This is a genomic window from Streptomyces flaveolus (genome assembly GCF_014648815.1).
In the GTDB taxonomy this organism is placed as follows: domain Bacteria; phylum Actinomycetota; class Actinomycetes; order Streptomycetales; family Streptomycetaceae; genus Streptomyces; species Streptomyces flaveolus.
On record NZ_BMRV01000016.1, the window covers coordinates 94877 to 111865 of the forward strand.

The 16989-nt window shown below is 73.8% G+C and carries 13 protein-coding genes; 4 read left to right on the forward strand and 9 right to left on the reverse strand.

All coding sequences use genetic code 11. The annotated features are described in order from the left end of the window. Window positions 1–8 precede the first annotated feature (8 nt). Entirely contained in the window at window positions 9–1517 is a 1509-nt protein-coding gene (locus IEZ05_RS30020) for a DNA-binding protein NsdB (RefSeq protein ID WP_189233419.1), read from the reverse strand. A 280-nt stretch (window positions 1518–1797) separates the two neighbouring features. Here IEZ05_RS30020 and IEZ05_RS30025 point away from each other — a divergent pair, with 280 nt between their 5' ends. Next, on the forward strand, window positions 1798–2940 hold the full coding sequence (locus IEZ05_RS30025; protein WP_189233420.1) for an aminoglycoside phosphotransferase family protein: 1143 nt from the start codon (window positions 1798–1800) through the stop codon (window positions 2938–2940). 264 nt (window positions 2941–3204) lie between these two features. After that, window positions 3205–5178: an N-acetylmuramoyl-L-alanine amidase gene (locus tag IEZ05_RS30030; protein ID WP_189233421.1), complete on the forward strand. Its 1974-nt coding sequence runs from the start codon at window positions 3205–3207 to the stop codon at window positions 5176–5178. Window positions 5179–5191: 13 nt separating this feature from the next. On the opposite strand, the gene IEZ05_RS30035 is transcribed toward IEZ05_RS30030, so the two are convergent. From IEZ05_RS30035 to IEZ05_RS30060, 6 genes are all read right to left on the reverse strand, one after another. Then, on the reverse strand, window positions 5192–5689 hold the full coding sequence (locus IEZ05_RS30035; protein WP_189233422.1) for a hypothetical protein: 498 nt from the start codon (window positions 5687–5689) through the stop codon (window positions 5192–5194). Window positions 5690–5796: 107 nt separating this feature from the next. After that, the gene (locus IEZ05_RS30040) at window positions 5797–6699 is read right to left on the reverse strand and encodes a universal stress protein (RefSeq protein ID WP_189233423.1); all 903 of its coding nucleotides are present in this window, start codon (window positions 6697–6699) and stop codon (window positions 5797–5799) included. Between the two features lie 130 nt (window positions 6700–6829). After that, a complete protein-coding gene (locus IEZ05_RS30045) occupies window positions 6830–7072 on the reverse strand; it encodes a DUF397 domain-containing protein (protein WP_189233424.1) in 243 nt (80 codons plus the stop codon). Window positions 7073–7215: 143 nt separating this feature from the next. Then, entirely contained in the window at window positions 7216–8055 is an 840-nt protein-coding gene (locus IEZ05_RS30050; protein ID WP_189233425.1) for an alpha/beta fold hydrolase, read from the reverse strand. 58 nt (window positions 8056–8113) lie between these two features. Continuing rightward, on the reverse strand, window positions 8114–8671 hold the full coding sequence (locus IEZ05_RS30055; protein ID WP_229869925.1) for an SMI1/KNR4 family protein: 558 nt from the start codon (window positions 8669–8671) through the stop codon (window positions 8114–8116). A gap of 50 nt (window positions 8672–8721) precedes the next feature. After that, window positions 8722–10221: an acyl-CoA synthetase gene (locus IEZ05_RS30060; RefSeq protein ID WP_189233426.1), complete on the reverse strand. Its 1500-nt coding sequence runs from the start codon at window positions 10219–10221 to the stop codon at window positions 8722–8724. Between the two features lie 141 nt (window positions 10222–10362). Between IEZ05_RS30060 and IEZ05_RS30065 the strand changes: the two genes are divergently transcribed. Both IEZ05_RS30065 and IEZ05_RS30070 read left to right on the forward strand, forming a co-directional pair. After that, complete coding sequence (locus IEZ05_RS30065) at window positions 10363–12786, forward strand: penicillin acylase family protein (protein WP_189233427.1); 2424 nt, start codon at window positions 10363–10365, stop codon at window positions 12784–12786. Window positions 12787–12944: 158 nt separating this feature from the next. Then, entirely contained in the window at window positions 12945–14720 is a 1776-nt protein-coding gene (locus IEZ05_RS30070; protein ID WP_189233428.1) for a serine hydrolase domain-containing protein, read from the forward strand. A gap of 21 nt (window positions 14721–14741) precedes the next feature. Here the strand turns inward: IEZ05_RS30070 and IEZ05_RS30075 are convergent, their stop codons facing one another. Continuing rightward, a complete protein-coding gene (locus IEZ05_RS30075) occupies window positions 14742–14933 on the reverse strand; it encodes a DUF2795 domain-containing protein (RefSeq protein WP_189233429.1) in 192 nt (63 codons plus the stop codon). An 82-nt stretch (window positions 14934–15015) separates the two neighbouring features. After that, the gene (locus IEZ05_RS30080) at window positions 15016–16584 is read right to left on the reverse strand and encodes a phytoene desaturase family protein (protein WP_189233430.1); all 1569 of its coding nucleotides are present in this window, start codon (window positions 16582–16584) and stop codon (window positions 15016–15018) included. Window positions 16585–16989 lie beyond the last annotated feature (405 nt).

Consider the following 16989-nt stretch of genomic DNA (forward strand, 5'->3'; position numbering starts at 1 on the left):
GCCGCCCGCTATGCCGGAGCGGTGTTCCCGCCCCTCCCCCTGCCCTTGGACGACTTCCCCTTGGGCAGCGCCAGTTCGATCTCCTCCCGCAGTTCCTGGATCTTCGGGTAGCCGGCGTACTGGGCGGTGAGCCGGTACATCTGGCGCAGCCGGTCCCAGGTGCGGCGCGAGGAGTTGGAGCCCATCGACACCAGCGCCAGGCGGGCGTACCCGGCCGCCTGCTCCGGGTCGTCGGCGATGAAGCAGGCGGACGCCATGGAGAGATGGTCGAAGATCTTCGACCGCTCCTGTGCGTCGACCCGCAGCGCCAGCGCCTTGTCCGCGTAGTGCTGGGCGTGCGCGGCGGCATCCGGCTCGAACTCCGCAAGCGTCCGGTAGGCGAGGGCCTGCATGCCGTACAGATCCGCCTCGTTGAACAACTGCATCCAACTCGGCGGCGGCACATCGCTCTTGTCGGAGACGAACAGGTCCTCCGCCCGGCCGAGGGTCCGGCGCATCGCCTGGCCCTTGCCCATGGACGCCTGCGCCCAGGCCTCGATGGTGTGGAACATCGCCATGGTGCGGGGCAGCACCTGCTCGCCGGAGCCGGACTGGGCGAGCTTCATCAGGTCCAGCGCGTCGTCGGGCCGGCCCAGGTGCACCATCTGGCGGGCCGCCCGGGACAGTGCCTCACCGGCCCGGGGCCGGTCGCCGCCCTCTCTCGCGGCATGGGCGGCGATGACGAAGTACTTCTGCGCCGTGGGCTCCAGGCCGACGTCGTGCGACATCCAGCCCGCGAGAACGGCGAGGTTGGCCGCCACGCCCCACAGGCGCCTTTGCAGGTGCGGCGGATGGTGGTAGGCGAGGATGCCGCCCACCTCGTTGAGCTGGCCCACGACCGCCTTGCGCTGGAGCCCGCCGCCACGGGCGGCGTCCCAGGCGCGGAACACCTCGACCGAGCGCTCCAGTTCCTCGATCTCCTGCGACCCGATGGGGGCGGCCTCGTAACGGTCGTACCCGACGGGGTCGGCGTGCAGGGGGTCGGTGAAGTGGGGTGCGTCGGCAGCCAGGGCAGGGTCGGTGTGCAGCCAGTCGTGCATGGCGCTGCTGAGTGCGGATCCCGCGGCGAGCGCGGCGCCCGCGCCCACCAAGCCGCGTCGGTTGAGCATGAGGTCCATTCCCGTGAATTCGGTGAGGACCGCCGCAGTCCGCTCGGGCGCCCACGGCACTCCGTCGGGATGCTCATCGCTCCCGCGGCCCTGCCGTTTCCCCGCGCGCCCGTGCCGGACCAGACCGAGGTCCTCGATGGTCACGACACGGCCGAGACGCTCGGTGAACAGAACCGCCAGCACCCGCGGCACCGGATCGCGCGGGATCTCTCCCATGTCGATCCACCGCCGCACCCGCGAGGTGTCGGTCGACAGCTGGGGGTGGCCCATGGCCGCCGCCTGCCGGTTGACCAGCCTCGCGAGCTCGCCCTTGGACCAGCCGGCCAGGCCGAACAGATCCGACAGACGGGTGTTGGGTTCTCCGCTCACGTCAAGCCCCCAGGTTCTCGGCTGAGTTGACAGTAGCCCGGTGCAGGTTGCCGGGCGACTATTCGCCACCGTTCGCCAGGGTGCGCCAGATGGTGTGCCACGGGCGGCCGGGTGTCAGGTAGGAAAGCGCCACCTCGACCCGGTCGCCGCGGGGGTACTCCCCAGGGTGGCCCCCGGCGGCCGGGCGGGTAGCGCGAAGGCTTTTCGGAGGGCGCGCCCGTTCCGGCGGGCATCGCCTCCAGGCAGGCACAGCAGGCACACGAAGGGATCTGTCCAGCCCATGTACGCAGCATCGTCCTCCGTGTCCGCCCCCCAGCGCTCGCTCCACCCCCGCCCGGCGGCGGGCGGCGGCCCCTATCTCGCCCCCGCGCGTCCGGCGGCCCCGGTGCTCGGGGCGGGCAGGGCGCGGCGCGGCGCGGGAGCCGGCACCCAACCGCTCAGCGGCAGAATCGACCTGTCCGGCGCCCAGGGCGCCCAACTGCGCACGGCGATCGCCTCCGTGCACCGGATCTGCCCGGAATTCGCTCCGGTGCAGGTACTGCGCCGCAGCGGGCGGTCCGTCCTCCTGGTCGGCACGACCGGGCGCAGCACGGCGGTCGCCAAGTGTTTACTGGACCTCTCCCCCGCGTGGGCCGAGCGGATCAGGCACGAGATAGCGGCATACCGCTCGTTCGTCCGGCACCGCCCGCCGGTGCGGGTGCCGCGGCTGATCGCGGCGGATCCGGACAACGGCACGCTGGTGATCGAGCGGATGCCGGGGCGGCCCGCGGCCCTGCAGCGGCACCCGCTGGAGGCGCCGCCGCGGACGGACATCAGGGCGGCGCTCGGCGCGATCTGCCGGCTGAACGCCTGGCGGCCGCCGGCCGGGACCTTCGACGCCCCGCTGGACTACGCGGCACGGATCTCCCGGTACCACGAGCTCGGACTGCTCACCGACCGGGACCTGGGCGACCTGCAGAAGCTGTTGCGCGGCATCGCCCACGCGGCCGGGCGACAGGGCATGGGCCAGTTCTGCCACGGTGACGCGCTGCTGTCCAACATCCTGATGTCACCGGCCGGTCCGGTGCTGGTGGACTGGGAGCACGCCGGCTGGTACCTGCCGGGCTACGACCTGGCGACCCTGTGGTCCGTACTCGGTGACGCCCCGGTGGCCCGCCGCCAGATCAGTCAGATCGCCCAGGCGCAGGGGCCCGCGGCGCGTGACGCGTTCCTGGTGAACCTGATGCTGGTGCTGACCCGGGAGATCCGTACGTACGAGACGGCCGTGCAGCGGTCGATGCAGGAGGCGGCTCCGGTGGCCCCGGCGGCGGCTCCTGCGGGTGCCGTGCCCTCCGGGGAGGAGCAGCGGCTGCTGCTGCGGCGGCTGCACGACGACTGCCAGCTGGCCCGGCGGGCCGTGCGCGCGGCGGTCGGCACGCGCTGACGAGGACGGAGATCCGCGGTGTCGCCCTGGAAGGGCGACACCGCGGATTTTGTGTGTCCGCGCCTTCCGGGGAGGGCCATTGGTGTACGCCACTGACGCTCCGCAGGCCCGTGAGCCGCCGCCACGAAACTCGCCGAAGCCCTGCTGACGTGGGAAATCGCCGCGGTGTCGGCATGATTGACGGATCGTCGGACCGCCGGGTACGACTGACCCCACGCCCGGCCCCGCACGCCCCGCCACGCCCGACCGTCACAGGAGGCCGCTTTGCGAGGATCCCCCGCCGTTCCCGACCCCGCCCCCGGCAGACGCGTCCGTACGACGGCAGGTGCCCTGGCCGCGGCGGCGCTGCTGCTGCCGCTGCTCGGCGCGGCACCGTCCGCCGCCGGGCCGGCCCTACCGCCCGCCCCCGACGGCCTCCAGCGGGCGTTCGCCGCCGCCGCGGCCGAGTACCACGTGCCGCAGTCCGTCCTGCTCGGCGTCTCCTATCTCCAGTCCCGTTGGGACACGCACGGCGGTGCCCCGAGCGTGACCGGCGGCTACGGCCCCATGCACCTCACCGACGCCCGCACCGCACTGGCCGGGGCCTCGCACCACGGCGGGGGCGCCGAGGACCCGCGCGGCGACGACGCCCGCGCCCCGCTGCGACCGCGGGAGGCGAGTGTCCCGGCGGACACCGAGCTGCCGGCCCGGCTGACCACGCTGCCGAGGGCGGCCGAGCTGACCGGGCTGAGCCCGGACGCGCTGCGCACCGATCCGGCCGCGAACGTGTCGGGCGGCGCGGCGCTGCTGGCCGCCGCACAGCGTGAGCTGGGCGAGCCGCTCAGCGAGGACCCCGCGGACTGGTACGGGGCGGTGGCCCGCTTCTCGGGCGCCGACGACTCCGCGACGGCGGCGGCGTACGCCGACGACGTGTACGGGGTGATCCGCGCCGGTGAGCGGCGGACCACGGACACCGGGCAGCGGATCGCGCTGACCGCCCTCCCCGGCGTGGCCCCCGACACGGCGCAGCTGGCGCACACCGGCCTGCGCGCCGCCTCCGCCGACGGTACCGAGTGCCCGGCGTCGGTGTCCTGCGAGTGGATCCCGGCACCGTACGAGGAGTTCGGGGACGGCGACTACGGCAACCACGACCTGGGGAACCGTCCCGCCTCCCAGCGCATCCGGTACATCGTCGTGCACGACACGGAGGGCGCCTGGAACGGCGTCCTGAACATGGTGCAGGACCCGACGTACGTCTCCTGGAACTACACGCTGCGCTCCACCGACGGCCACATCGCGCAGCACGTGAAGGCCAAGGACGTGGCCTGGCACGCGGGCAACTGGTACGTCAACGCGAACTCGGTCGGGCTGGAGCACGAGGGCTTCCTCGCGGACCCGGACGCCTGGTACACGGAGGCGATGTACCGCTCGTCGGCGCGGCTGGTGAAGTACCTGGCCGCGAAGTACGACATCCCCCTGGACCGGCAGCACGTCCTGGGCCACGACAACGTGCCCGGCCCGACCACCTCGACCGTGCCCGGGATGCACACGGACCCGGGCCCGTACTGGGACTGGCGGCACTACTTCCAACTGCTGGGCCGCCCGATCGTGCCGACCGCCGGCAAGAAGGCGCAGCTGGTGACGATCCGGCCCGACTACGACACGAACCGTCCCGAGTACACCGGCTGCGAGACCGCGGGCGCGCCGTGCGCGGAACACGGTTCCAGCGAGGTGCGGCTGTACACCGACCACGACGTGAACGCGCCCCTGATCAAGGACGTGGGTCTCGGCACCACGCCGACGACCGGGGTGAACGACCTGTCGTCGCGGGTCTCCACCGGCCAGCAGTTCGCGGTGGCCGACCGGTGGGGCGACTGGACGGCCATCTGGTACCTGGGCCAGAAGGCCTGGTTCCACGACCCGAAGAAGCACCCGGCGGCGGTGCCGGCCTCGGGCCGGCTGATCACCCCGCGCGCCGGTCTGGAGAGCGTCCCGGTGTACGGGCGCGCGTACCCGGAGAAGGCGGCCTACCCGGCGGGTGTCCCCGCCCAGGCGGTGTCGCCGCTGCGGTACACGCTGCCCAAGGGGCAGGCGTACGTGGTGGGCGACGAGGTGCCGGGCGAGTACTACTACGCGGTCACCTTCGACGAGGCGTCCCACCGGGTGGTGACCGGCGAGGACCGGTACTACGAGATCCAGTACGGCCACCGGGTCGCGTACGTGCGTGCCGCGGACGTCACGCTCACGACCGCGCGGTAGCGGCCGGGCCGGGTCAGCCCTGCTGGAAAAGCTCCGCCGGGAGCGGCTTCAGCAGGGCGTACAGGTCGTCGGTGATGGGGCGGTCCCAGGCGGCGATGGTCACCAGCACGTTGTCGCTGCGGTCGAACTGTACGCAGGAGATCCGGCTCTCGGAGAGTTTGAGGCGGCGCACGATCAGCAGGTTGTCGCCCTGCATGACCGGCACGTCCTCGGTGCCGACGACGGTGATCTCCTCGTCGTTCTCCAGGGCCAGCAGCAGTTGGGCCACCTCGAAGGGGATCTCGCCCTCGGGGACCTCGCGGGCCGGGGAGCCCTCCGGCAGATTGCCGATGATCATCGCGGGGCCGCGCCCGCCGAACAGGTCGTAGCGCAGGAAGACGCCCTGGCAGCTGCCGTCGGGCGCGGGGAGCAGTCCGGCGCCCAGGTTCCCGGGCCAGTCGCCCGGGTCCATGGCCAGTACGTCGAAGTCGGGCCCGGCGGGCGTGGCGCTGCGGCGGCGGAGGAACGACATGCCGCCATGGTACGTGGCCGGACCCCCTGAACGGAGTGCGGGCGGGCGTCCGGGCCACGCGGTGCCGGTGGGGTCCGCGTCCGGTTCCCCCGGGCAGCCGCGTGGGGTCACTCCTCCGGCGGGGCGGGCGGCACCACCGCGACGGGGGACGCCGCGTGCAGCAGGACGGCGTGGGTGACCGAGCCCATCATGCGGGCGGGGGCCAGCAGGCGCCGGCGGTGACGGCCGACGACGACCAGTTCGGCGTCCCGGGAGGCGGCGACGAGGTGTCCGGCCGCGTCACCGGCCACGACGTACGCATCGGCGCGGACGTCGTGGTGGCGTCCCCGGTAGGGGGCGAGGAGGCCGTCGGCCAGGACGCGGGTCTCGCTCTCGACGGAGACCTCGTCGATCACCAGGGGCATCATCTGGCCCGCGGCGGCCCAGGTCTGCACCGGCCACGGGTAGGCGGCGACCACCTGGAGCCGGGCGCCGCGCCGCGCGGCCTCGGCGAAGGCGAAGGACAGCACCGCGTCGTCGGGGCTGTCCACGTGCAGGCCGACGACCACCCGCGGGCCGGGCTCGGCCGGTGGCTCGCCGTGCACCTCGCGGCCGGGGCGGGGCACCACGACGACGGGGCACTCGGCGTCGCGGGCGGCGGCCAGGCTGTTGGAGCCGAGCAGCAGGCTGGCGAATCCGCCGCGGCCGCGGGAGCCGAGCACCAGCAATTGGGCGTCGGCCCCCAGTTCCGGCAGCGCGGCGCCCGGTACGCCCTCCATGCCGAGGTACTCCGTCACCGGCGCGTCGGCCCGGTCCCGCAGACGGGCGCGGGCCTCCTCGATCACCGGGTCCTCGCCGGTGTCCGGTGGGCCGGCGACCAGGACCTCGCCCTGCGCCCAGGCGGCGTACTGCCGCACGTGCACCACCCGCAGGGGCGCCGCGCGCCCGCGGGCCGCGTCGGCGGCCCAGTCCAGTGCGCGCAGGCTGTCCTGCGAACCGTCGACCGCCGCGATGACCGGCAGGGTGCTCATGGGTTCCTCACCTCCGGAGGGACGACCTTCCCCCTCGTGGCGTCAGCCTCGCCCAGGCGTCGGCTCCGATGGGGCGCTCACGGTCGCGTGTCCGGAAAATCGGGCGGAACACCCCCGGATCGGCCGGGTCTCAGGTGAGGTCGAACTCCCCTTCCCGCGCTCCCGACACGAACGCGCCCCACTCCGCCGGGGTGAAGATCAGGGAGGGGCTCTGCGGGCTGCCGCTGTTCCGCATGGCGATGAACCCCTCGACGAAGGCGATCTGGACATCCCCCATTCCTCGGCTGCTGGACTGCCACTGCGCGTTGCTGAGATCCAGCTCCGGCTTGTCCCAGCCCATGAGCGGGCGCTGTTGGGTGGTGCTCTCGGCCACGTCCGTGCTCCTCCCGGTTTCGTCGTCCGCGGGCCAGCCTAGCGATCGGGCCGGACCGCCGACAGGCCATGCGGGGCGTGCCTTTGGGAAGATCGGCGCCGCGGTCCCCGGGCGTCCCACGGGACCCCCGGGGCTCTCCCGTCTCAGCCGTGCCCGAGGAAGGCGGCGACCCGGCGGACGAACCACTGCGGATCGTCCCGCCACGGGTAGTGCGCGGCGTCCGGCTGGACCGCGACCTCCGCGTGCGGGAAGACGCCGGCGCAGCGGCGGGCGAGCTCCGGGCGGGGGCCGCCGTCGAGCTCACCTGCGAGAACGAGCACCCGGGCGGCGCAACGGGACAGGGCCGCACGGGTGGCGGTCGGGTCGAAGGCGTCCGGGGACAGGTAGACGTCGGCGGCCTCCTCGTTGGTCTCCTCCTCGCCGCGGGCGTCGTGGTCCCGGGCCGCGTCGTCCCAGCGGCCGTGGAAGAAGGGGACGAACACGGGATCGAAATCACCGGTCCCGGCCAGCCATGCCCGGAAGGGCCCGAACGCCTCTTCGAACCAGGGCTCGTCCTTGCGCAGCAGCGCCGCCTCGAGCCGGTCCTCGGGCGTCGCCGGCAGACCCAGCGCCCACGGGGTGGCGGTGACCAGGACGAGCCGCCGCACGCGTGCCGGGTGGCGGGCGGCGTACAGCATGGCGAGGCTGCCGCCCGCCGAGTGCGCGAGGACGTCCATGCGCTCCAGCCCGAGGTGGACGCGGAGGGCCTCCACGTCGTCCACGAGCCGGTCGCAGCGGTACGTCGCGGGGTCGTCGGGCACCGCGGAGTCGCCGGTGCCGCGCAGGTCGAGGAGGACCAGCCGGCGGTGTGCCGTCAGACCTCCGAGGTCACCCAGATAGGCGGAGGCGCGCATGGGCCCGCCCGGCAGGACGACGAGCGGGTCGCCGTCACCCCGGACGTGGTAGGCGAGTTCGGTCCCGTCGTACGCGGTGAGGGTCGGCATGCCGTCGATCATGGCCGCCGGCCTCAGCAGGCGCAACGGGGTTGCCCTGGCGCGGCCGTCAGGCCCCGAAGGCCTCGTCGGCCGTGGTGAAACGGTGCACGGTCGGCTTCAGCGCCTCGTGGAGGCAGCCGAAGTACTCCGTCCGCGCCGTCCCGTCGAGGACGGACAGCAGGAACGCGAGGCACCCGGTGTCGTGGTGCTCCCACAGGGGACCGCGGCCCTCGTTGTAGAGGACCGTCCACGCGTCGGGATCCTGGCCGGGACGCACCAGCCAGTACAGGAAGGCTCCCGTGCCCTCCTCGTGGGCCCACGGCAGCACCCGCGCACCCTCCTCCAGGAGGAGGGCGGGCTTCTCCTCGCCCGCCGCCCACAACCGGCCCAGGATCTCTTCCCGTTCGGCGGTCTGGGCGACCAGATCGCAGTCGTCGTGGGCCGAGTCGGGCACGAGGAGCCAGACCGTCTCGTCGAAGACCCCGTCCCCGTACGTCTCCACCAGTCGTTTGTAGTCGGAGGGCAGACCCGAGCCGAGGGCCCGTTCCGCCTGCGTCCAGTCCACGGCGGGCGGCGGCTCGGCGGGCGGCGGACACAGACGGACGAGGTCGTCGAGCGCTTTCATGCGTCGGACCATATTCAAGTGGCTCTGGACCAGCGGCCCCAGGGCCGACGTCAGGAACCGGCGAAGCGGTCCCGCAGTTCCCTCTTGAGGATCTTGCCGCTGGCGTTGCGGGGCAGGGCGTCCACGAACAGGACGCGCTTGGGGGCCTTGAACGCGGTCAGCTTCTCGCGGGCGTGGGCGATCAGTTCGTCCTCCGTGGCCTCGCCGCGGCGGACGACGACCGCCGTGACGGCCTCGATCCAGCGTTCGTCGGGCAGGCCGACGACGGCGGCCTCGGCGACGGCCTCGTGGGTGTAGAGGGCGTCCTCGACCTGGCGGGAGGCGACCAGGACGCCGCCGGAGTTGATGACGTCCTTCACCCGGTCGACGATGGTGAGGTAGCCGTCGGCGTCCCGGACCGCGAGGTCGCCGGAATGGAACCAGCCGCCGCGGAAGGCCGCCTCGGTCTCCTCGGGCTTGTCCCAGTAGCCCTCGCACAACTGCGGGGAACGGTAGACGACTTCGCCCGGGGTGCCGTCGGGCACGTCCTTGCCGTCCTCGTCGACCACGCGCGCGTCGACGAACAGGACGGGCCGGCCGCAGGAGTCCATGCGGCCCTCGTGCTCGTCGGGGCCGAGGACGGTGGCGAGCGGGCCGATCTCGCTCTGGCCGAAGCAGTTGTAGAAGGCGAGGTGCGGGAGGCGTTCGCGCAGCCGCTCCAGGACGGGCACGGGCATGATCGACGCCCCGTAGTAGGCCTTGCGCAGGCCGTCGAGGTCGCGGGTGGCGAAGTCGGCGCGGTTCGCGAGGCCGATCCAGACCGTGGGCGGGGCGAAGAGGCTGTCCACGCGGCCGGCTTCGATCAGGTCGAAGAGGCGGTCGCCGTCCGGTGCGTCCAGGACGATGTTCGTCGCGCCGACGGCGAGGTAGGGCAGCAGGAAGACGTGCGTCTGCGCCGAGTGGTAGAGGGGCAGCGCGTGCACGGGGCGGTCACCGGCGCCGAGGTCCAGGGCGGTGATGGCGCTGAGGTACTCGTGCACCAGGGCCCGGTGGGTCATCATCGCGCCCTTGGGCAGCGCGGTGGTGCCCGACGTGTAGAGCAGCTGCACCAGGTCCTCGCCGTCCGGCTCGGGCCCGTCGTACGCGGGTGCCGTGGCCAGCCGGTCGAGCAGGCTGCCGTCGGCGTCCCGCAGCGGCAGGGTGCGTACACCGTCGGGGAGGCGGCCGGCGAGGTCCGGGTCCGTGAGGACGAGGGCGCTGCCGGACTGGCGGACGAGATAGGCGAGGTCGTCGCCGGTGAGGTTCTGGTTGACCGGGACGTGCACGAGTCCCGCGCGGGCGCAGGCGAGGAAGGCGATCAGGTAGGCGTCCGAGTTGTGCCCGTAGGCACCGACCCGGTCGCCGGGCGCGAGCCCCTGGTCCCGCAGGACGCTCGCCGCGCGGGAGACGGCGGCGTCGAGCTCCTCGTACGTCCAGGAGCGGTCGCGGTACTCCACCGCGACGCGCGCGGGGGTGCGTCGGGCGCTGCGCCGCAGCACCCCGTCGACCGTGCTGCGGTGTCCGGGCGTCATGACATGATCCTCGGCCGGTACGGGGGGCGGGTCAAGACGTGCGCGGGCGGTGCCGCGACTGGTGCTGTCATGCCACTGACACGTGCACATACCGACTGGTACGCTCAGCCGCTCCTTCCCCCAAAGACGTCGGGAGGCACCATGCGCATCCGCCGGAGACGACTCGTCGTCACGGCCGTCGCCCTGCTCACCGCGGCGACCACCCTGCCCACGGCAGCCGCGGACGGACACTCGGGCGACCGGGCCGAACGGCCGTCCCACGGCGGACTGTCCGCCGTCGTCCGGTACACCGAGTACGGCATTCCGCACATCGTCGCGAAGGACTACGCGAACCTCGGCTTCGGCACCGGCTGGGCGCAGGCCGCCGACCAGGTCTGCACCCTGGCCGACGGCTTCGTGACCGTGCGCGGCGAACGCTCCCGCTTCTTCGGCCCGGACGCCGCGCCCGACCTCTCCCTCTCCTCCGCGGCCACGAACCTCTCCAGCGACCTGTACTTCTCCGGGGTGCGCCGGGCCGGCACCGTGGAGAGGCTGCTCGCCCAGCCGGCGCCCCAGGGCCCGAGCCGGGACGCCGAGGAGCTGATGCGGGGCTTCGCCGCGGGCTACAACACCTGGCTGGAACAGAACCGGATCACCGACCCGGCGTGCCGGGGCGCCGCCTGGGTGCGGCCGGTGACCGCCCTGGACGTGGCCGCGCGCGGCTTCGCCCTCTCCGTGCTCGGCGGACAGGGCCGTGCGGTGGACGGCATCACGGCCGCGAAGCCGCCGGGCACGACGGCCGGGAGCGGCACCGCACAGGGCCCCGACGCCGAGGCGACCGCCCGCGCCGCCCGGGAACTCTTCGCCGCCGGCGACGCCGACATGGGATCCAACGCGGTCGCCTTCGGCGGCGGCACCACGGCGAACGGCCGCGGGCTGCTGCTCGGCAATCCGCACTACCCCTGGCAGGGCGGGCGCCGCTTCTGGCAGTCCCAGCAGACGATCCCCGGGCGGCTGAACGTCTCGGGCGCCTCGCTGCTCGGCTCGGCGACCATGTCCATCGGCCACAACGCGCACGTCGCCTGGAGCCACACCGTCGCCACGGGCGTCACGCTCAACCTGCACCAGCTGACGCTGGATCCGGCCGACCCGACGGTCTACCTGGTCGACGGCAGGCGTGAGCGGATGACGAGGCGGTCCGTCACCGTCGCCGTGAAGAACGGCGCCCCGGTGACGAGAACGCAGTGGTGGACCCGGTACGGCCCGGTGGTGACCTCGCTAGGCGCCTCGCTGCCCCTGCCGTGGACGGCGTCGGCCGCGTACGCGGTGAACGATCCGAACGCCGCCAACCTGCGCGGCTCCGACACCGCCCTCGGCTTCAGCCGGGCCCGCGGCACGGACGACGTCCTCGCCTCCCTGCGCCGCACGCAGGGGCTGCCGTGGGTGAACACGATCGCCGCCGACTCGCGCGGCCACACCCTGTTCACCCAGTCCCAGGTGCTCCCCCGCATCACCGACGACCTCGCCGGACGCTGCTCCACGCCGCTCGGCAAGGTGACGTACCCGTCCTCGGGGCTGGCGGTGCTGGACGGCTCGCGCGCGGACTGCGCGCTCGGCCGTGACCGGGACGCGGTCCAGCCGGGGATCTTCGGTCCGTCGCGCATGCCCACGCTGAAGAACGCGCCGTACGCGGAGAACTCCAACGACAGCGCCTGGCTGGCCAACGCCGACCGGCCGCTGACCGGATACGAGCGGATCTTCGGCACGGTCGGCACCCAGCGGTCGATGCGCACGCGGGGCGCGGTCGAGGACGTGGCGGCGATGGCGGACCGGGGCGGGCTGACCGTACGCGACCTGCAGCGGCAGCAGTTCGCCGACCGGGCCCCCGCCGGCGACCTGATCGCGGCCGACGCCGCGAAGGCCTGTGCCGCGCTGCCCGGCTCCACCGCGGCGGGCAGCGACGGCCGGTCCGTGGACGTGCGGGAGGCCTGTGACGTGCTCGCCGGCTGGGACCGCACCATGGACACCGGCAGCCGGGGCGCGTTGCTCTTCGACCGGTTCTGGCGGGCGCTCATCAGGGCCGTGCCGGCGGGTGAGCTGTGGAAGGTGCCGTTCTCCCCGGCGGACCCGGTCCTCACCCCGAACACGCTGAACACCGGCGCGAGGGGTGTCGCCACCGCCCTCGCGGACGCGGTCGGCGAGCTGCGCGCCGCGGGCATCGAGCTCGACGCGCCGCTCGGGGAGCACCAGTTCGTCGTCCGCGACGGCGCACGCGTTCCCGTAGGCGGCGGCACCGAGTCCCTGGGCGTCTGGAACAAGGTCGAGCCCGTCTGGGACCCGGCGCACGGCGGATACACCGAGGTGACCACCGGCTCCAGCTACATCCAGGCCGTCGGCTGGGACGGCGGCCGGTGCCCGGTGGCCCGTACGCTGCTGACCTACTCCCAGTCCTCCGACCCCACCTCGCCGCACCACGCGGACCAGACCCGGCTGTTCTCCGAGGAGAAGTGGGTGACGTCCCGCTTCTGCGAGCGGGACATCCTGGCGTCGCCCGCGCTGCGGATCGTCCGGGTGCGCGAACGCTGAGCGGCACCGCCTTGCGGCCCGTCCGGTGACCCACCGGACGGGCCGCGGCCCGTGGGTCCGCACGCCCCATTGACACGACCCCCCGCTGACAGGAAAGTTTCACTCCGCACGGTGATCCGGGAAAGATACTTTCAGCTTCGGTGGCGGGAGGCTCTTCGATGACCGGTCAGGGCACGAGCGGGTTCACACGGCGGCAACTGGGTGCCGGCGCCCTGGCGCTGGGCGGGGCGCTGGCGATCGCCCCGTTCGCGGCCGGACCCGCCGAGGCCGTCTCGGACACGTCCCCCCGCCCCACCCTCAGGCGCGGCTCGGCGGAGCGCGCCGGGCTGCTCCGCGGCCATCTGCGGCAACTGGTCACCGACGCCGAGACGTTCCTCGGCCCCTCCCCCAAGCATCCGTGGTACGCGGGCGCCGTGCTGCTCGCCGGGCGCGGCGGCACGGTGGCGCTGCACGAGCCGATCGGCATGGCGGTGCGCTACCGGGCGTACGACGAGAAGACCGACACCGGCGTCGAGTTCCCGGCCGGGCAGCAGATTCCGATGGCCGAGGACACGGTGTTCGACCTGGCGTCGATCTCCAAGCTGTTCACCTCGCTCCTCGCCGTGCAGCAGATGGAGCGCGGCGCGCTGGAGCTCGAGGCGCCGGTCGCCGCGTACCTGCCGGACTTCGGACGGGCGGGCAAGCAGGAGGTGACCATCCGCCAGCTCCTCACGCACACCTCCGGATTCCGGGCCTGGATCCCGCTGTACAGCGCGCCGACGTACGAGGAGAAGGTCCGGCTCGTCTTCGACGAGGCACCGGTCAGCCCGCCCGGCACCGCGTACCTCTACTCGGACCTCAACATGATCTCGCTCCAGCTGGTGCTGGAGAAGATCACGGGCCGCACCCTGGACGTCCTGCTGCGCGAGAAGATCACCGCCCCGCTGGGCCTGCGCCGCACCCGCTACAACCCGCCCGCCTCCTGGCGGCCGAAGATCGCGGCCACGGAGGACGCCCGCCGGCCCTGGTCCGGCCTCGACCGGGGGCTGGTGTGGGGCGAGGTGCACGACGAGAACGCCTTCAGCCTCGGCGGGGTCGCCGGCCACGCGGGGGTGTTCTCCTGCGCGTGGGACCTGGCGGTGCTCGGCCGTACGCTGCTCAACGGCGGGTCCTACGGACGGGCGCGCATCCTGCGGCCGGAGTCGGTGCAGCTGATGTTCACCGACTTCAACACCGCCTTCCCCGGCGACGAGCACGGCCTCGGCTTCGAGCTCTACCAGCACTGGTACATGGGCGCCATGGCCACACCGCGCACCGCCGGGCACACCGGCTTCACGGGCACCTCGCTGGTGCTCGACCCGACCACCGACTCGTTCCTGGTGGTGCTGGGCAACTCCGTACACCCGGTGCGCAGTTGGCGTTCGGGGTCGGCTCCCCGGGTCGCGGCCGGCACGAACCTGGCGCGCGCCGTGCCCGTCCGTCCGGCGCACGGGCGTACCGCCTGGTTCTCGGGGACGGCGAGTTCCGCGTCGGCGACCCTCGCCCTGCCCGCGCTGGACACGTCCGCCGGGGACGCGCGGCTGCGCTGCGCGCTGTGGTGGGACACCGAGCCCGGAGCGGACGCGCTCGCCCTGGAGGCCACCACGGACGGCGGCACCACATGGCAACCCGTCCCCTTCACGACCACGCGCCCCGGCGACGGGCCGCAGACGCATCCGGCGGGCTCGGTCAGCGGCTGGTCGGGCCGCGTGTGGCACCGTCTGACGGCGGATCTCCCGGCCGCCCGGGGGCTCGTCCTGCGCTGGCGGTACGCGACCGACCGGCTGTACGTGGGCCGCGGGGCGTACGTCGACGGGCTGCGCGCGGAGGCGGCCGACGGCGTCCTGTTCGACGACGCGCGCCCGGCGGACGCGGCGCGGATCGAAGCGGTGGGGTGGACGCCGTCGGCCGACTAGGGCAGGCCAGGGGCGGGTCCGCTATCCGTTGAACACGGCCTTCTGCACCTCGTTCGGCCCGTCGAAGCTGTTCTCCTTCAGGCCGTCGAGGCGGCTCACGACCTTGTCGTCCGCCTTGTTCTTGCGGGCGCAGTCGACGAGCGCCTTCTTGTCCGCCGGGTAGTCGATGCCGCTGAGGGCCTTCTGCAGGTCGATGGGGCTGAGGTCGGCCATGGCAGGCTCCTTGTCGTGCGGGTCGCGTGTACGGAATTTCCGTTATGTCGCGGTACCCAGCCCGACCCGGCGCATGCGCGGGTCACTCCCCGGTCCGCTCCAGCACGGCCATCGCCGCGTTGTGTCCCGGCACTCCGCTGACCCCTCCTCCGCGCACCGCCCCCGCCCCGCACAGCAGGACGTTGGCCCGATCCGTCTCCACGCCCCAGCGGCCGGTGCCCTCGGCCGCGTGGGGCCAGGACAGGTCGCGGTGGAAGATGTGGCCGCCGGGCAGCCGGAGGTCGCGGTCCAGGTCCAGCGGCGACCTGGCCTCGATGCAGGGCCGCCCGTCGGCGTCGGTCGCCAGGCAGTCCGCGAGGGGCTCGGCCAGATGGGCGTCGAGCTGGGCGAGGGTCGACTTCAGCAGTTCCTCGCGGACGGCGTCGTTGTCCCGGGCGAAGAGGCGGGCGGGGGTGTGGAGCCCGAACAGGGTGAGGGTGTGCAGGCCCTGTTCGGCGAGGTCGGGGGCGAGGATCGTGGGGTCGGTCAGCGAGTGGCAGTAGATCTCGGAGGGCGGGGCGGCGGGCAGGTCACCGGCCGCGGCCCGGGCGTACGCGGTGGCCAGCTGCTCGTAGCCCTCCGCGATGTGGAAGGTCCCCGCGAAGGCCTCACGCGGGTCGACCGCGGGGTCGCGCAGCGCCGGCAGGCGCTTCAGCAGCATGTTCACCTTGAGCTGGGCGCCCTCGGCGGGCGGGGGCGGCGCCTGGCCGGTCAGCGCCGCCAGCTCCCGCGGGGAGGCGTTGACCAGGACGTGGCGCGCGGCGGCGACGCCCTCGCCGTCGGACGACCGGTAGGTGACCTCGGCCGCTTTCCCGTCGGTGTCGACGCGCACCGCCTCGTGTCCGGTGGCGAGCACGGCACCGGCGGCGCGGGCCGCGCCGGCCAGCGCGTCGGTGAGGGCGCCCATGCCGCCGACCGGCACGTCCCAGGCGCCGGTGCCGCCGCCGATCACGTGGTAGAGGAAGCAGCGGTTCTGGCTCAGGGCGGGGTCGTGGGCGTCGGCGAACGTGCCGATCAGCGCGTCGGTGAGGGCCACGCCCCGCACCAGGTCGTCCGCGAAGTGCTCCTCGATCGCGACACCGATCGGCTCCTCGAACAGGGCCCGCCAGGCGTCCTCGTCGTCGATCCGGCGGCGCAGCTCGTCGCGGGTGGGCAGCGGCTCGGTGAGGGTCGGGAAGACCCGCTGGGCGAGGTGGCCGGTCATGCCGTAGAACCTCTGCCAGGCCGCGTACTCGCGGTCCGAGCCGGTGAGCGCGGCGAACGACTCCCGGGTGCGCCGCTCGCCCCCGCCGACGAGCAGCCCGGTGGGCCGGCCGTCCCGGTGGGCCGGCGTGTACGAGGAGACGGTCCGGCCGCGCACCCGGAAGTCGAGGTCCAGGTCCCGCACGATCTTCCGGGGCAGCAGGCTGACCAGGTACGAGTACCGGGACAGCCGCGCGTCGACCCCGGCGAACGGCCGGGTGGACACGGCCGCGCCCCCGGTGTGGCCGAGCCGCTCCAGCACCAGCACGGAGCGCCCGGCGCGGGCCAGATAGGCGGCGGCGACCAGCCCGTTGTGGCCGCCGCCGACGATGACGGCGTCGTAGGTACGAGAGGCGCGGGGTGGGGTCATGGCTCTTGGTAGCACGAGGTGATCCCGGGCGGCCAGGGGTGGATCACGGGCCGGCCGGTGACCGGCCCGTTTCCCCCCGGCACTGCACCGGGCGGCCGGTCCGTCCATGGCCGCCCGGCAGAGCGGTGCGCACCTGGCAGCCCCGGGAGGCCTCCGGGCGCCGGCGCCCGGAGGCCGTGCGTCTCGGCCACGAGGGTGCGGCGGGCGTGGCCCGGCGCGTCGCCCCGCGGTGAGGGCCGACGGTGCGCCGGGCCGGTCGGCGCCCCGCCACCCGGGACGGCACACGGCGAAAGGGGGGGGCGCCGTCGCGTCCCGCACCGGCACCGCCGCCCCGCGTTCGGCCCGATGTGGCGGGTCCGGGCCGTTGTGCCGCGCTGCCGACCGGGACCTGAGCTCCACCGGACG

Bases quoted from the DNA above. Each gene is read 5' to 3' on its own strand.
- IEZ05_RS30065 (WP_189233427.1), top strand. From the start codon at position 10,363: ATGCGCATCCGCCGGAGACGACTCGTCGTCACGGCCGTCGCCCTGCTC.
- IEZ05_RS30055 (WP_229869925.1), bottom strand. From the start codon at position 8,671: ATGAAAGCGCTCGACGACCTCGTCCGTCTGTGTCCGCCGCCCGCCGAG.
- IEZ05_RS30070 (WP_189233428.1), top strand. From the start codon at position 12,945: ATGACCGGTCAGGGCACGAGCGGGTTCACACGGCGGCAACTGGGTGCC.
- IEZ05_RS30080 (WP_189233430.1), bottom strand. From the start codon at position 16,584: ATGACCCCACCCCGCGCCTCTCGTACCTACGACGCCGTCATCGTCGGC.
- IEZ05_RS30075 (WP_189233429.1), bottom strand. From the start codon at position 14,933: ATGGCCGACCTCAGCCCCATCGACCTGCAGAAGGCCCTCAGCGGCATC.
- IEZ05_RS30060 (WP_189233426.1), bottom strand. From the start codon at position 10,221: ATGACGCCCGGACACCGCAGCACGGTCGACGGGGTGCTGCGGCGCAGC.
- IEZ05_RS30025 (WP_189233420.1), top strand. From the start codon at position 1,798: ATGTACGCAGCATCGTCCTCCGTGTCCGCCCCCCAGCGCTCGCTCCAC.
- IEZ05_RS30040 (WP_189233423.1), bottom strand. From the start codon at position 6,699: ATGAGCACCCTGCCGGTCATCGCGGCGGTCGACGGTTCGCAGGACAGC.
- IEZ05_RS30035 (WP_189233422.1), bottom strand. From the start codon at position 5,689: ATGTCGTTCCTCCGCCGCCGCAGCGCCACGCCCGCCGGGCCCGACTTC.
- IEZ05_RS30050 (WP_189233425.1), bottom strand. From the start codon at position 8,055: ATGCCGACCCTCACCGCGTACGACGGGACCGAACTCGCCTACCACGTC.